The sequence below is a fragment of the Bradyrhizobium vignae genome (assembly GCF_004114425.1).
Lineage (GTDB): Bacteria > Pseudomonadota > Alphaproteobacteria > Rhizobiales > Xanthobacteraceae > Bradyrhizobium > Bradyrhizobium vignae.
In genome coordinates this window covers 21,786-37,651 of sequence record NZ_RDQF01000018.1, presented here as the reverse complement: position 1 = coordinate 37,651, position 15,866 = coordinate 21,786, and the positions used below count along the sequence as shown (strand labels likewise).

Genomic DNA, 15,866 nt, shown 5'->3' with positions numbered 1-15,866 from the left:
GCAGGGACGTGACCGCGGCGAGTGACGGCGCAATCGCGGCGATGCGGTATTTCGCCTTGGCAAAGCTTGTGTGTCGCAGGGAGCACCACCAGCTCTGACAGAAGGACGTCACTGCAATCTTGCTTGGTCGGGTCACGTTCCTGAGCTTCGAATCTGACTTCCTCGTTGCCTGGCAATCCGACGCACAGTTGACTTGCTGCCAAGTTGATGAATGGATACGAGGTTTGCCACTCTTCTTGAAGGTAGAGTAACGATCCTCAAGATGAGCTATGTTGCCTTCTATCGTTGCTTGCGGTCTTCCTCTTGATCGGCAGCATCCAATCATGATGTTGGCGGCGTGGACTGTCGCCGGCCGATTGTGTACCCAGCAGCATCAAGTTGTCGACGCAAGTAAAGTGGGCAATCGGTCGCTGATTTTGAGTGTGCTGACGTTTGCTGCAAACCCTGCGAACTCGTCTGTTGCAATTGCATTATTGTCGCTGTGGCTGCACGTTTAGGCATGCTATCCGTCGACGCTGGCGTTCCTTTTGCGGACCTTGGGCAGCAGATGCCTGCGGGGACGTTTAGGAGTATTTCTATTCTGGATACACAGGTACTGGGGAATATTGGATTGGAGAACCTTGTCGAATGACGCCTCTGTCGAGTCTCACTCGTCGTAATCTTCTCATTGCGGTGCACGACGCACTTGCGACAACGGCGGCAGTGCTCGCCAGCTTTTATCTTCGCTTCGAAAGCGACGCGCTCCTCGAGCGTCTACCTGTGCTGGTTCGAATTCTGCCATTCTTTGTCGCCCTAAGCGTAGTTGTCTGTTACTTGTTCAATCTGACGACAACTAAGTGGCGCTTCTTTTCTCTGCCGGATGCATTTAACGTTCTTCGTGCGGCTACGGTTCTCACCGTTGCCCTTGTCGCGCTGGACTACATCTTCTTAGCGCCCAACATCTATGGGGCGTTCTTCTTAGGTAAAGTGACGATCATACTGTATTGGTTTTTCCAGGTGTTCTTGCTGAGTGCATCGCGGTTCGCCTACCGCTATTTCCGGTACACTCGTACGTTGCATCATGCACGCGAAAGAAACGCGGCGCCAGCTTTGATGGTCGGTCGCGCAGCGGACCTGGAAGTTCTTCTCCGCGCGATCGAAAATGGTTCAGTGAGGGCCATTTGGCCGGTTGGACTATTGTCTCCATCGCGTGCCGATCGGGGACAACTTGTTCGCAATATCCCGGTGCTAGGTGGGTTAGAAGATCTGCAGGACGTGGTTCGAGATTTTGCAGATCGCCATTGGCCGATTGCACGGCTCGTAATGGGGGCTTCTGCATTTGAGGCCGATGCACATCCAGAGAGAGTTTTAGTTCAAGCGCGGAAACTCGGGCTGGTCGTAAGCCGTCTGCCATCTTTAGATGGCGAGGAGACGCCTCAGTTAAGGCCCATCGCAATTGAGGATTTATTACTTCGCGCGACGCAGGCAATTGACCGCAGCCGTATCGAGCAGCTGGTCAAGGGAAGAGCAATCCTCGTTACTGGCGGAGCTGGATCAATTGGGTCTGAGATATGCGAACGTGTCATTCTGCATGGAGCAGATCGTGTTCTAGTGATCGATAATTCTGAGCCTGCACTACATAGCATAATCGAGGCGCTATCTACGCGGTTTCCTCAAGCGAATGTAGAGGGGAGAATAGCAGACGTACGCGATCGGAGTCGTATATTCCAGCTCTTGCAAGAATTTAAGCCTGACATTGTTTTCCACGCTGCCGCCTTGAAGCACGTCCCACTTCTCGAACGCGATTGGAGCGAAGGCGTAAAGACAAACGTGCTTGGGTCGATCAATGTTGCGGATGCATCTGTGGCGTCGAGCGCTCAAGCAATGGTGTTGATCTCCACAGACAAGGCGATTGAGCCGGTTTCGATGCTGGGTCTCACAAAGCGATTTGCTGAGATGTACTGTCAGGCGCTCGATCACGACATCCGGTGTTCCGGGTCTGATACCCCACGGCTCATCTCCGTGCGCTTCGGAAACGTGTTAGCCTCGAATGGATCGGTCGTTCCGAAGTTTAAAGCTCAGATCGACGCTGGGGGCCCGGTGACAGTTACGCATCCCGATATGCTTCGCTATTTTATGACCATTCGCGAAGCGTGTGACTTAGTCATCACCGCTGCGTCTCACGCCGTCGCGTCCGGCAACCGTGAGGCCTCGGTCTACGTGTTAAATATGGGACAGCCGGTCAGGATAGTCGATTTGGCTGAGCGCATGATAAGGCTGTCAGGCCTCGAGCCCGGTAGAGATATTGAGATCGCGTTTACTGGAATGAGACCAGGGGAAAGACTGAATGAAAAGCTGTTTGCGCACGAAGAGCCACCCGTCGACATCGGAATCGACGGCATTATGGCAGCTAAACCTAATCAGCCTTCCACTTTGCAGGTGAAACGGTGGTTGGAAGCACTTGACCGTGCAGCGGCCAGAGTTGATAGGAATGCCATCTTGGCAGTGTTGCATGAAGCTATTCCCGAGTTTGGATCTGACGCAGCGTAATGATACTCTCGTGTGGGTAGGCGCTGGAACCCTTGAGCCGGGCCACTTTGTGTAGCGGCATAGCTGCTATCTGGAGCTAATATAGACCGACCGCCGCGTTGCGCCTCTAAGCTGGCAAAGTCGCAACTTAGGAGGCCACGTGAGGCTTCCGTCATAGGTTGCGGTTGCTCAATGTTAGTCTCCGGACCGCCAGCTTCGGCGAGCGTTTGGAAATCTGATTGGGACTAGCAAGCTAGCGTGAGAATCGTCTCAGCTGGGAGCGCGCCTCTTCGGCCAGAGGATGGTCGCCGTGACGCGCTATGAAGAGTTCAAAGGCCTCCCGCGTTCCCTTCTGGCGGGCGGCTGCGTATTCCTCGGCCACCGCGACGGCAGGATCGCGGGCCATTGGCATGGAGGGGGCGCGACCCACCTTGCTGTTTCCCTTGCCGCTTTCGTCCGCATTGGCTTTCGAGGCCATGACAGGCTGTTCTCCGATGGGCAGACGGTCCGGCCCGGCGAGCATCGCCAAGGCTCCGATCAGACCGGCCGAAAGTGGACCCAGTTTCATGGTTTCCTTTATGGAACAGACCAGCCGCCGAACCGAATGCCGCCGCTGATCCGTATCACTACGGATTGTTGGCTAACAGGGCGTTACGGTCCGGCTGACAGCCCGGCGCCCAATTTAAACCAAACATAACTCTCTTGCTAAAATGATACACCTGCACGGCGAATCGCGCGCGATGCATTGCTCCGGAGAGTTCATTGGCCACCGCCGTTAATGTCAGTGCCACCAACAATGCTGAGATCGACGGCCTGCTGTCGGGCTCCAAGTGGACCGGCACGATCAGTTACAGCTTTCCCGATTCGCCCAGCGACTACTCCAATCCATACTACGGCGGCAGCAGCGAACCGACCTCGACGGGTTTCACCTCGGCTCCCAGCCAGATGCAGGCGGCGATCAACTACGCGATCGGGCTGATCAACAGCTACACCAACGCCAAAATCCAGTACGCGGGCACAAACGGCGCCGACATCATGATCGCGCAGTCGCCGGCGGCTAATCCGACCTCATACGCCTATTATCCCGGCAACTATGCGGCTGGTGGCGACGTCTGGTTCGGGACCCAATACGATTACACGCAGGCGAAGCTCGGCAATTACTATTTCACGACCGCGCTGCACGAGCTCGGCCACTCGCTCGGCCTCAAGCACAGCCAGGAGACCGGCGGCCCCGCCAACGTCGCGGTGCCGAGCGCGCATGACGACAGCGAATACACCGTCATGAGCTATCGCAGCTATGTCGGTGCGTCGACCACGAGCGGCTACACCAATGAATCGTACGGATATCCGCAGACCTACATGGCCAACGATATCCTAGCGCTGCAGACGATGTACGGCGCGAACTTCAACACCCAGAGCGGCAACACGGTCTACACCTGGAGCCCGACCACGGGGCAGGAGTTCATCAACGGCGTCGGCCAGCTCGCGCCGGGCGGCGGCGCCGGCGGCTCGGCCAATCGAATCTACGAGACGATCTGGGACGGCGGCGGCATCGATACCTACGATCTGTCGAACTACACAACGAACCTAAGTATCAATCTCAACCCCGGTGCGTCGTCGGTATTCTCCTCCGTTCAACTGGCCTATCTCGGCGACGGCCATTACGCATCGGGCAACGTCTACAACGCCTATCTCTATAATGGCGACGCCCGCTCCTACATCGACAACGCCACCGGCGGGTCCGGCAACGACACGATCATCGGCAACGCCATCGCCAACGTGCTGAACGGCGGCGCAGGCAATGATACGATCACCGGCGGTGGCGGCAACGACACCATCATCGGCGGCCCGGGTACGGATAGCGCAGTGTATTCGGGCAGCCGGGCGAGCTACGCGATCTCGTCCAACGCGACGACACAGACGTTCACGCTGACCGATCTGCGCAACGGCTCGCCAGACGGCACTGATACCGTCACCGGCGTCGAGTATTTCCAGTTTGGAGATGGCACGGTCGCCAGCTCCACGTTCGTGTCGCCAATAGTGATCGAGGCGCTTGGAACGACGAGTTTGGTGCAGGTCGGGACCAGTTACTCATTGAACCCTGTTGCCGGCGGAACAGGACCGCAGCTGAAATATAGCGGCGCGCCCGTCGCGGTCGACATGTGGGCGGGCTGGGCCCCGATCGGGGCGGAGCAAACGGGTAGTGGGTACGATGTGGCCTGGAAGAATGCGAGCACGGGCCAGTACAACATCTGGAGCACCGACTCGAATGGCAACTACGTTACGAATCTATTGAGTTTTTCCTCGGGTGCCAGCCCCGCGCTGGAATCGTATGAACTACTCTTCCACCAGGACCTGAATGGCGACGGCGCACTTGGTGTGCCGACGATAGCGATCGAGTCAGCCGGCTCAACGACCTTGGTCGAAGTCGGGAATAACTATTTCCTCAATCCCGTGGCAGGCGGAACCGGGCCCGAGCTCACGTTTTCGGGGGCGCCGGTCACGGTCGACATGTGGACTGATTGGGCCCCGATCGGGGCGGAGCAAACGGGTAGTGGGTACGATGTGGCCTGGAAGAATTCGAGCACGGGCCAGTACAACATTTGGAGCACCGACTCGAATGGCAATTACGCAACGAACCTCCTTAGTTTTGTGTCTGGGACGAACACGGCATTGGAATCCTATGAGACCACATTCCACCAGGATCTCAATGGCGACGGTATGATTGGTGTACCCGCGATTACGATCGAAGCAGCGGGCTCGACGACCCTTGTCCAAGTTGGGAATGAATACTTCCTCAATCCTGTGGCAGGCGGAGTAGGGTCCAAGCTCATGTTTTCGGGCGCGCCGGTGACGGTCGGCATGTGGGCGGGATGGGCGCCGATCGGGGCAGAGCAGACCGGTGGTGGTTATGACGTGGCCTGGAAGAATGTGAGCACGGGCCAATACAACATCTGGAGCACCGACTCCAATGTCAATTACGCAGCGAACCTCCTTAGTTTTGTGTCTGGGACGAACACGGCGCTGAAATCCTATGAGACTACGTTCCATCAGGATCTCAATGGCGACGGTTTGATTGGTGTACCCGCGATTACGATCGAGGCAGCGGGCTCGACGAGCCTTGTTCAAGTTGGAAACGAGTACTTCCTCAATCCTGTGGCAGGCGGAGTAGGGCCCAAGCTCATGTTCTCGAGCGCGCCTGTCACGATTGACATGTGGGCGGGATGGGCGCCGATCGCGGCGGAGCAGGCTGGTGGTGGTTATGATGTGGCCTGGAAGAATGCGAGCACGGGCCAATACAACATTTGGAGCACCGACTCGAACGGCAACTACATCGCGAATCTCCTCAGTTTCGTTTCCGGCGGGAGCACGGCGCTGCAATCGTACGAAACTACATTCCATCAGGATTTGAACAGCGATGGTGTTGTTGGGATGTCAGCAACAAGCTCTCCTGTTGCCAATTCAACCATTGCAATGGCGGCAAAAGACTCTTTTGTGTTCGGTCCTACGGTCGCCGAATTCAACAGCTTTGAGCACGTTCCTGTCGTACTTTTAGGTGAGCAGCTTAATTCAGACAGTGCTGGCGCAAAGGTGTCTTCGTTCGGCCCATTCAATCCTGTGCTAGAAGCCGTGACGCAGATCGACACGAAAATCGCTGATATGCTTCCAGGCCATTTTAATCATCTGATAAGTTTCGGTGCTCACGACTTGCTCGCGTGAAGTGTAGCGAGCCAGCCCTGTGGACAGTGCCAGAAGTAGCCCGTCGACTCGGACGGTCGCGATTTGAAGCTCTGAGACGACACAATCGGACGCTCCGACATAGCTTAGCTTGCGTTTTTGTGTGTGATGAATATCGATGTTTCTACTGCCTGCCGGTAGCGACTCGCGTCGTCGTGGCTCGCCGCAATGCAAGAGGCTAGGGGCGGCTGACGCGTGCCGGCGCTAGCCTATTATAAAGATCAATGATCGCCGCTCCGACGATTTTAGCCGAAAGCCTTCGCACGACCAGGTCGCGGGCTGCCCGACCGTACCGATCGCGGAGCTCTGAGGAAACTGCTAGGCTCAGAAGAGCATTCGCTAGCTCTTTGACGTTTTCGACAGGGACCAGAAGACCTGTCTCGTCTTGAATGACGATCTCTCGGCATCCAGGAGCATCTGTGGCTACCATTGCTCGACCGCACGCGGCTGCCTCCAGTAAGCTGACCGGGAGGCCCTCGCGGTGCGACGGTAGCACTGCGAAATGACAACGCGTCCAGAGCAAGACGATATCGCTGAGATGTCCAAGCCAGGTAATTCCTGGACGTTGGGCCCAGTCTTCAACTTCCTCGAGAGGGATCGACGCGGGATTAGCGGGATCAGGCTTTCCGGCAATTAACAGTCGAAAGTCGTGACCTTGTTCTCTCAGAATGCCGTGTGCAGAAACCAAGGCGCGAATTCCTTTGTCTGCTAACAAGCGCCCAGCAAACCCAAAAGTGATAGGTCCTTTAGGTTCAGGCAAAGGTTGAAAACGATCCGTGTCAACTCCGGATCCGGGAATGTGGACGATCCGCTCTTGGTCCACTCCTAGGGCTACGAGATCTCTCTGATCATCGAGATTCTCAACAAGCACGACGCTGGCGTTGCGATTGAGTAGCCGAGGCAAAATTCGGCGGATAATTGTCCTTAATATTCGACTCTTCCATGTACTCGACGTGAAGACATATCCTAAGCCCGTGATCGCGTTTATTTGCGATACCCTGCGAGTGCCCATGGTGAGCGACTCGTAAACGCAAGATTGCATGCCAGCGCAATGAATGATGTCCGGCCCTACCACGCGTTCAAGGTGTCGGAGAGCCAAAATTGTACGTATTCCCGAGATCGGAGATAATCCACGACGGAATGGAATCTCGTGGACGATAAAGTCCTCAGCTTCGATCGCTTGTTTGAGCCCCTCGGTCCGTGTTGCGACGTGAACTTCGAACCCTGCTCTCTTCGCCGCCCGAGCCATCGGTAATCGATGGAGAAAGGCAAAATCTACATTCGCGACGTACAGTATCCGTCGCTTCCCCATACTGACAGAACTCATGTGAACTACGGCAGATGCTGGCAGAGCGTTATGGAAGTGCCTCGCGGAAGGAGCATGGTGATGCTTTAGCCCGTCGCATGGCGTCGTAAGGGACGGTATTTTCATTTCCGCGATTAGGGTTGCAACGCAACTAATCTCAATCCTGTCGTTCTATCCAGATTAATCTGAGTGCCGAAGGCGTCGTACTTTCGAAGAAAGGCTTATGAGATTAATTCTAAGCGGTTTCACCCAACGGAAACCTGTTCCCTATGTGCCAATCTTTGATGTCGACGGCACCAATCTAGCGCGACTTAGGCCAGGTCCGATAGGCGGAACTTGTAGGTCTCGGACGCCGCCGCTAGTAGCGTCAACTCTTCCTCCACTCCAAGTCTGAAAACTGTATGTCTCAGATTACTAAGCCAAGCCCTTTCAATGACTTATCGCGTTCATCGTGTGAACAAAACTCTTGACGTTCATTGCGTGAACGCTGTAAGGGATCTACTAGAGACTGGCGAACGCGGGTTGGGTCATTTGCTGAACACGGAGCATGAGAGCGAACGGATTGTTCTTGGTGTGCTGAGCTCTGTTGAGAGTGATGGAGCGCGATCGCAGCGCCGCATGGCCGCGGAGCTCGGCATCGCGCTGGGTCTTGTGAACGCTTACCTTAGGCGTTGCATCAAGAAGGGGTTGGTCAAAGTCCATGACGCACCAGCGCGCCGCTATGCTTATTACCTGACGCCGCAGGGTTTTGCCGAGAAGTCGCGTCTGACTGTTCAATACTTATCCCATTCATTTTCATTCTTTCGGCTTGCCAAGAGCGATTGCGCGCGCGTACTCGATCAGGCCAAAAGAAGAGGCTTTTCGCGCGTAGCCCTCGCGGGTCAATCGGACTTGGCCGAAATTGCGATCCTCTGCGCGGTCGAGGCGGGCGTGGCTGTCGTTGCGGTCGTCGATCCTGCAAGTGAGATTGCGCGCTTTGTCGGTGTCAATGTCTATAGGTCTTTCGAAGAGGTGAAGGACGCGTTCGACGCCGTCATCGTTACCGACGTCGCGAACGCCAGCTCATCCTACAACGCGGCGGCAGCAGTGCGCGGAGCGGAGCGCGTGCTCGCTCCGGGGCTGTTGGGCTTGCGCGAGAGAGGCGAATTTGCGGAGGGCGCGCAGTGAGCAAGGCCGTGCGGTGGTATGTGGTGCAGACCCAGGTGAACAGCGAGTCGAGGGCCGCGCATAGCCTGCTGCGCCAGGGCTATGAGATCTATCTGCCGCGCTATCTGAAGCGCCGGCGCCATGCGCGCAAGGTCGACGTCGTCGCAAAGCCCTTGTTTCCCCGGTACATGTTCGTGGCCATCGATACGGCGACGCAGCGCTGGCGGGCGATCCAGTCGACGCAAGGTGTGTCGCATCTGGTCTGCAACGGCGAAGAGCCGGCTGCGGTGCCGAGCGGCGTACTGGACGCGCTGAGGGCGCGCGAGGACGAGCACGGCTTCGTCAGGATGGACGCCAAGCCGGCGTTCGCGCCGGGCGACAAGGTGCGGGTGCTTGCAGGCGCCTTCACAGACAACGGCGGGCTGTTCGTTGGAATGAGTGACCACGATAGGGTTGCCATCCTGCTCGACATGCTCGGTCGCAAGGTCCGCGTTCATCTCGACGTGGATCTGGTTACTGCCGCCTGAAGGCGGCCTTTCGCGCGGCTCACCTTGAGATCGCCGCGCTTCGTCTCTGCTTCCTTCGGGGGGCCTCCGGGTAGAGAGCGTTTCACCCGGAGTGCGGTAGCATGGAATTTTGCGAATGGCAGTTTTGGTCACAGGCGGCGCGGGTTATATCGGCAGTCATGTCGTGTACGGGCTTCTTGAGCAGAACCACCGCGTGATCGTGTTGGACAATCTGTCATCGGGTTTCCGCGAGGCTGTGGCGAAGCAGGCGACACTTGTTGTCGGCGATGTCGGAGATGCAGAACTAGTGTCGCAGCTGATTGCCAAACATAGCATCAGCGCAATCATGCATTTTGCTGCGTCGACCGTGGTCCCTGAGTCTGTCGCAAAGCCGATAGCCTACTACACTAACAACACCGTCAAATCGCTGGCGCTGATCAAAGCCGGCATCAGCAGTGGGGTCAGGCACCTCGTATTCTCATCCACCGCTGCAGTTTATGGCAATCCAGCCACTCAACTGGTCTCAGAGGAGGCGCCGCCTCAGCCGATGTCGCCCTATGGCGCGTCGAAGCTCATGACGGAGATGATGCTGCACGATGCTGCAGCGGCGAGCGGCCTGAGCTACGTGGTGTTGCGCTATTTCAACGTCGCCGGAGCTGACCCTCTGATGCGGACAGGACAGTCGACGCGGGCTGCAACGCATCTAATCAAGATCGCTGTCCAGACCGCATTGGGTATCCGCAAAAGTATGGATATATTCGGCGCCGATTACCCAACGCCGGACGGAACCTGCATCCGCGACTACATCCATGTCTGCGACCTCGTGAGCGCTCACATCAAGGCGCTCGAATATCTGCGCGGCGGCGGGGCGAGCGTCACCCTGAATTGCGGTTATGGGCACGGCTCTTCAGTGCGCGAAATCATCGCGGCGGTCAGGCGCGTCTCGGGCAGCAACTTCGCGGCGATCCAGTGCGAGAGGCGTGCCGGTGATCCGGCTGCCATCGTCGCTGACAGCGGGCGGCTGCGGCAAGTGTTGTCGTGGACGCCGGCTTACGACGATCTCGATACCGTGGTCGCGCATGCGCTCGCATGGGAACGGAAGTTAAACCTCCAATGACATCTGTGACAGTGAAGATAATCGCGCCGCACGGTCGCGCGATCCACATTAACCCGACATTTTGCATTGTCGTGAAATGGAGTGGATTTGGCTGGCGATAGAGAACCAGCATGCGACAATCGCGACCTAACTGGCACGACGGCGGAGCCGAATATGACAATCGTTTTGACGCATATTGAAAACGTGATCGGGGGCATCAAGGATTCCGACGTAGGCCTGCGCTCGCTGGATACCACGGCAGCCGAAGATTTGTTGCGCGGACTCGCCAAACGAGAACTGTGGGGCCGGCTTGGCTGGCTTGATGTGAAAAGGCGTTATCGACGAACTACGATTGGGCCGTTTTGGACATCTATTACACTTGCGATCTATACGTTGAGTGTCGGATCCGTCGGCGCGGCTCTGTGGCACCAGGACATCTATGAATACTTGCCGTTTCTGGTCAGCGGCATGGTTGTTTGGATGCTGGTCTCTTCGATCGCGATGGAATCATGCAATATGTTCATCGCGGGGCAGGTATTGTTCCGCAACATTAGGTTCGATTACTCGATCCTCGCTTATGCGCTGGTCTGGCGAAATTTCCTCGTGCTCCTGCACAACTTCGCCGTCTATTTCGTGATCGTCCTGGCGCTCAAACCGTCGCTTTTCAGTTTCACGCTTCTGCTGGTTTTTCCAGGACTTGCGCTCGTGATCTTGAACGGGGTTTGGATTTCCCTGTTTCTTGGGCTGGTTTGCCTGCGATTTCGTGACGTGCCGCAATTGGTCTCCAGCGCCATACAGATTTCGATGTTGATCACTCCGTTGTTCTGGCCTGCCGACACGCTGACTGGGGGAAGGCGCATTGTCTTCGTAGACTTGAACCCCCTCTATCATGTCCTCGACGTCGTTCGGGCCCCGCTGGTCGGAAGGGTGCCTGAAGCCATTAGCTACGGAGTGATGATCGCGATGGCGATCGGGGGATGGTGGTTGACCTATTTGGTGTTCAGGCGCTTCCGCAAGCGCATCGCTTATTGGAGTTGAGCGAAGTGGCGGCCGTTATTCTTGAAAATGTGAATGCCCATTTTCCCATTTATGGTGCGCAGCAGCGGAGTCTTCGCAAGGCGATTTTCGGACGCGCGACGGGCGGTTCGATCGAGCACGAGGACAATGACCGGATAACCGTGAAGGCCCTCAGTGACATTTCACTGACGCTGCGCGACGGCGATCGTGTGGGCTTAGTCGGTCACAACGGAGCCGGCAAATCGACTCTGTTGAAGCTGATGGCTGGTATCTACCAGCCGGTATCGGGGACTGTCAGGGTCGAGGGCCGCGTGACGCCGCTGTTCGATGCTATGCCTGGGCTCGATGGTGAAGATACCGGTTATGAGAACATCATCACGTCGGGAATGCTGATCGGGATGACGAGGCGTGAGATCGAAGCAAAAATTCCGGAGATCGAGGAGTTCTGCGAGCTCGGCGAATATCTTTCGCTGCCGGTTCGCACCTACTCCAGCGGAATGCAAATGCGCCTGGGCTTCGCGCTGGTGACCTCGCTCGATCCTGGCGTGATCTTGATGGACGAGGGCTTTGGCACTGGGGACCTTCGCTTCGCAGAGCGCGCGGAAGCGCGCATGAAGGACTTCATCGGACGAAGCCCTATCATGGTTCTGGCGAGCCACTCAGACAGGATCATCAAAGCGATGTGCAACAAAGCCGTCCTGATGGAGGCGGGCCGAATCGTTGCGTTTGGTCCGGCGGACGAGATATGCGACCAATATTATGAAAGCGTCCACGCGGCCGCGATGACTGAGCGGGCAAAACGGCTGGCGCGAGCCGAATCTTCATCTTCAGATGGTACGGATCTCGGCTCGAAGGGCGAGATTGGTCCCAGCTCTTCGGTGAGCTTTCCCGAGGACATGACGAGGCCCGGCGACGATGTTGCAAGACTCTGCAGTGCACGATTACTGGTCGATGGCATTGGTGACCCCAAGATCATCGATAGGAATTCACTGATTACCGTCGAAATGACATTCGAGGTGCTGAAGCCGGGCTATGTTCTGATGCCGAATTTTCACGTGTTTCTGCAGGATCAGTACGTATTTGTAAGCTCTCCCCCCCAAAATTCGGAACTGGCGCCCGGTGTGTACAACTCCACGATGTCAATTCCGCGAGGATTGCTCAATATTGGATTCTTCCTCATCGGGGTTGCGTTGACGTCGGTCAATCCCCTGAATATCCATTTTTATGTTCAACATGCTTTGGGCTTTCGCGTTACGGAAAGCAAGGCCTCCGGCATATTCAAAGAAATTCCGGGCCCGGTTCGCCCCGCAATGGAATGGAACGTAACCCGTGCGTAATCCACTGTACGGGTGTATCCCGTGATATTCCACGAGCTCCCGCTTGCCGGAGCCTACCGCATTGAGCCGCAGTTAATCGTTGATCACCGTGGCGGGTTCGCACGGAGGTTCTGCGCGGAAACCTTCCGTGCTCACGGGCTCGAATCGGACTTCGTCCAGAGATCAATCTCCTACAACAGGCGGGCAGGAACATTGCGTGGTATGCATTTCCAGGCTGCCCCGCACCTTGAGGCTAAGCTTGTGCGATGCACGCGCGGCGCGATATTCGACGTCATAGTCGATCTGCGTCGGAGTTCGACAACATTCGGTCGATGGTATGCCGAAACCCTGACTGCCGATAGCCGCGTCATCCTTTATGTTCCAAAGGGCTTTGCGCACGGCTTTCAGACGTTGGTGGACAATACAGACGTCGACTACGAGATTTCGCCAGCGTACGTGCCGGGCGCGGAGAGAGGCTTCCGGTTCGATGATCCTGGGCTGGCCATCAACTGGCCCGTGGCGGATGCTGTCATCTCGGAGCGCGACGAAGCGTTGCCGCCGTCGTTTCTTGAAACTCTACCCGGGTGATTTGCATGCCTGATCGAAGTCGCGCGGCTGTCGAAAACCGGCCCCGTGTTCTCTACACGAAGCCGTCGATTACCGAACTCGAGGCGCGTTACGCAGCAGATGCTGCGTCGAACGGTTGGGGTGAGCGGTGCTATGACTACATCAATCGGTTCGAGGCTGCATTCAAGGAGCATCTGGGAGTCTCGTTTGCGATCGCGACGTCAAGCTGTACGGGGGCGTTGCACATGGGAATGGCCGCGTTGGGTATCGGCCCCGGCGATGAGGTGGTCATGGCCGATACGAACTGGATAGCGTCGGCGGCGCCGATTGTTCATCTCGGGGCCAAGCCGGTCTTTGTGGATATTCGTCCGGACAGTTGGTGCATCGATCCGGATCTGGCTGAGGCCGCGATTACGCCGCGGACAAAAGCCATCCTTGCGGTTCACCTTTATGGCAATCTGTGCGACATGGGACGTCTATTGATGATCGGAGAGCGTCACGGCATTCCGGTGATCGAGGACGCCGCGGAGGCCATCGGTTCCGAATACTTTGGCAGGCGCGCAGGAAGTATGGGGCGCTTCGGGGCGTTCTCCTTTCATGGGACCAAGACCGTGACGACCGGTGAGGGCGGGATATTCGTCACAAACGATCTCTCCCTTTATGAACAGGTGCTGACGTTATCGAACCACGGCCGGTCGCGGAGCCAGCGCAGGCAATTTTGGCCCGACGTCGTTGGCTTCAAATACAAGATGTCCAATATCCAGGCAGCCCTCGGCTGCGCGCAAATGGAACGGATCGACGAATTGATCACACGCAAGCGGCAAATCTTTCATTATTACCGCGACCGCTTGCGGGATTTGCCGGGCGTGGGGATGAATCCGGAGCCGAGCAACATCGTCAACGGGGCCTGGATGCCGACCGTCGTGTTCCACGAGACGACCCGAGTGTCGCGCGAGCAGCTCGTTGCCGCTTTTGCGCAGGACAATATCGACGCCCGCGTATTTTTCTATCCACTATCGGGATTGTCGATGTTCGATGCGGTGCCGGGAAATCGTCATGCGCAGGAAATCCCAGAACGGGCGATCAATCTGCCAAGCTATCACGACATGACGACGTCGGATCAGGACCGAGTGATCGCGGTGCTGCGGCGCGTGCTGCAGGAGGCGTGATGCCAGCATGAGGCTTCTCCTGCTTGCAGATGCTCACGTCGGTTGCGACATCGTTCGGTGGCTTATTGCCAACCACCGAAAAGATATTGCGTTGATCGTAACGATGTCCGATAACGAAATTGCGGCGATGGCGCGCGATGCTGATGTCCGGTCGTTGATATTTCAGTCCTCTGCCCAGGTGGCGGATTTCGCCACAAGCGAAGGACTGGCTTTCGATCTAGGCCTGATGGCGTGGTGGCCAAAAATCATTCGCCCGCCATTGCTGTCGCTTCCGCGTCGCGGCTTCATCAATACGCATCCGAGCCTTCTGCCCTACGGCAGAGGCAAACACTATAATTTCTGGTCGATTGTCGATCGCGTGCCCTTCGGCGTGAGCCTGCACATGGTCGATCAAGGCGTCGACAGTGGCGATATCGTCGCGCAGGTCGAACTTCCCAGCGACTGGGAAGACACAGGTGGATCGCTCTATCGAAAGGCAACGGAAGCGATGCTGGAGCTAGTCCAGAAAACATATCCCAGGCTCGTTGGCCTCGATTTCGAAACGCGGCCACAGAATCTCGAGGCCGGCACCTTTCACCGTGCGTCCGAGCTGGAGCCTGCGAGCGTCATTGATCTCGACAAGGCATATGCGGCGCGCGATCTGCTTAACATGCTGCGCGCGCGCACCTTTCCAGCCCATCCGGCTTGTATCTTTTCGGATGGAGATGACGTGTACGAAGTTCGTGTCGAGATCAAGAGGAAAATGCGATGAGCGAGTATCAAAGGTTCAAGCGCGAATGCGCTGCGGAAATCGCGGGCATGGGCAATGATCGTGAACTCGGCGTCGCCACGCGCGCATGGATGGACCGCGCCAACCACGCCAAGTATTCCTACCATTTCGAGTGGATGGGCCGTCCGATCATTCAATACCCTCAAGACGTCCTCGCGGTTCAAGAAATCATCTGGTCGATCAAGCCCGAGCTCATCATCGAGACTGGCATCGCGCACGGAGGTTCCTTGATCTTCTCAGCTTCGATGCTGGAATTGAACGCGATCGCGGATGGCCCACGGGACGCCGAAGTGCTGGGGATCGATATCGATATTCGCGCCCACAACCGTGCCGCGATTGAGGCTCATCCGATGGCGCGGCGCATCACCATGATCGAGGGTTCGAGTATCGCGCCGGACGTAATTTCCGCAGTCAAGGCCAGGGCCGCCGGCAAGCGCAGCGTGCTCGTCATGCTGGACAGCAATCACACCCATGATCACGTTCTCGCCGAGCTTGAAGCCTACGCAGGCCTCGCCACGGTCGGAAGCTACTGTGTTGTGTTCGATACGGTGATCGAGGATATGCCCGATGACGCTTTTTCCGATCGCCCTTGGCGCAGAGGAAACAATGCGAAGACGGCGGCGTGGGACTTCCTCAAGCGCCATCCGGAATTCGAAGTGGATAAGAGCATACAACACAAGCTGCTCATCACGGTGGCACCCGATGGTTATCTTAAGCGCGTGTACTAG

Annotated in this window: 13 protein-coding genes; 11 read left to right on the top strand and 2 right to left on the bottom strand. The window is 56.9% G+C overall.

What is annotated here, in order from left to right; genetic code table 11:
* The first annotated feature begins 627 nt into the window (after window positions 1-627).
* Window positions 628-2,529: a polysaccharide biosynthesis protein gene (locus EAV90_RS17410; RefSeq protein WP_129144144.1), complete on the top strand. Its 1,902-nt coding sequence runs from the start codon at window positions 628-630 to the stop codon at window positions 2,527-2,529.
* 232 nt (window positions 2,530-2,761) lie between these two features.
* Here EAV90_RS17410 and EAV90_RS17405 read toward each other — a convergent pair whose 3' ends face one another.
* Entirely contained in the window at window positions 2,762-3,076 is a 315-nt protein-coding gene (locus EAV90_RS17405; RefSeq protein ID WP_129144143.1) for a hypothetical protein, read from the bottom strand.
* A gap of 194 nt (window positions 3,077-3,270) precedes the next feature.
* Here EAV90_RS17405 and EAV90_RS17400 point away from each other — a divergent pair, with 194 nt between their 5' ends.
* Window positions 3,271-6,228 (top strand): M10 family metallopeptidase C-terminal domain-containing protein, encoded by a 2,958-nt coding sequence (locus EAV90_RS17400; RefSeq protein ID WP_245509549.1) that lies wholly within the window; start codon window positions 3,271-3,273, stop codon window positions 6,226-6,228.
* Window positions 6,229-6,424: 196 nt separating this feature from the next.
* Here EAV90_RS17400 and EAV90_RS17395 read toward each other — a convergent pair whose 3' ends face one another.
* On the bottom strand, window positions 6,425-7,558 hold the full coding sequence (locus tag EAV90_RS17395; protein WP_347338808.1) for a glycosyltransferase family 4 protein: 1,134 nt from the start codon (window positions 7,556-7,558) through the stop codon (window positions 6,425-6,427).
* A 516-nt stretch (window positions 7,559-8,074) separates the two neighbouring features.
* Here EAV90_RS17395 and EAV90_RS17390 point away from each other — a divergent pair.
* The 9 genes from EAV90_RS17390 (at window position 8,075) to EAV90_RS17350 (ending at window position 15,866) form a co-directional block, all read left to right on the top strand.
* On the top strand, window positions 8,075-8,719 hold the full coding sequence (locus EAV90_RS17390; RefSeq protein WP_245509548.1) for a winged helix-turn-helix transcriptional regulator: 645 nt from the start codon (window positions 8,075-8,077) through the stop codon (window positions 8,717-8,719).
* Window positions 8,716-9,225, top strand: coding sequence for a transcription termination/antitermination protein NusG (gene nusG, locus EAV90_RS17385; RefSeq protein ID WP_129144140.1), 510 nt, complete (start codon window positions 8,716-8,718; stop codon window positions 9,223-9,225). The genes EAV90_RS17390 and nusG overlap by 4 nt, the downstream gene beginning before the upstream one ends.
* A gap of 115 nt (window positions 9,226-9,340) precedes the next feature.
* Window positions 9,341-10,321: a UDP-glucose 4-epimerase GalE gene (gene galE / locus EAV90_RS17380; protein WP_129144139.1), complete on the top strand. Its 981-nt coding sequence runs from the start codon at window positions 9,341-9,343 to the stop codon at window positions 10,319-10,321.
* Window positions 10,322-10,474: 153 nt separating this feature from the next.
* Complete coding sequence (locus EAV90_RS17375) at window positions 10,475-11,338, top strand: ABC transporter permease (protein ID WP_129144138.1); 864 nt, start codon at window positions 10,475-10,477, stop codon at window positions 11,336-11,338.
* A complete protein-coding gene (locus EAV90_RS17370; RefSeq protein WP_129144137.1) occupies window positions 11,278-12,654 on the top strand; it encodes an ABC transporter ATP-binding protein in 1,377 nt (458 codons plus the stop codon). The genes EAV90_RS17375 and EAV90_RS17370 overlap by 61 nt, the downstream gene beginning before the upstream one ends.
* 12 nt (window positions 12,655-12,666) lie before the next feature.
* Entirely contained in the window at window positions 12,667-13,221 is a 555-nt protein-coding gene (gene rfbC, locus EAV90_RS17365) for a dTDP-4-dehydrorhamnose 3,5-epimerase (RefSeq protein WP_347338807.1), read from the top strand.
* Between the two features lie 5 nt (window positions 13,222-13,226).
* Window positions 13,227-14,369, top strand: coding sequence for a DegT/DnrJ/EryC1/StrS family aminotransferase (locus tag EAV90_RS17360; RefSeq protein ID WP_129144135.1), 1,143 nt, complete (start codon window positions 13,227-13,229; stop codon window positions 14,367-14,369).
* Window positions 14,370-14,376: 7 nt separating this feature from the next.
* Window positions 14,377-15,120: a formyltransferase family protein gene (locus EAV90_RS17355; RefSeq protein WP_129144134.1), complete on the top strand. Its 744-nt coding sequence runs from the start codon at window positions 14,377-14,379 to the stop codon at window positions 15,118-15,120.
* Complete coding sequence (locus EAV90_RS17350) at window positions 15,117-15,866, top strand: cephalosporin hydroxylase family protein (RefSeq protein ID WP_129144133.1); 750 nt, start codon at window positions 15,117-15,119, stop codon at window positions 15,864-15,866. Before EAV90_RS17355 ends, EAV90_RS17350 begins: the two co-directional genes overlap by 4 nt.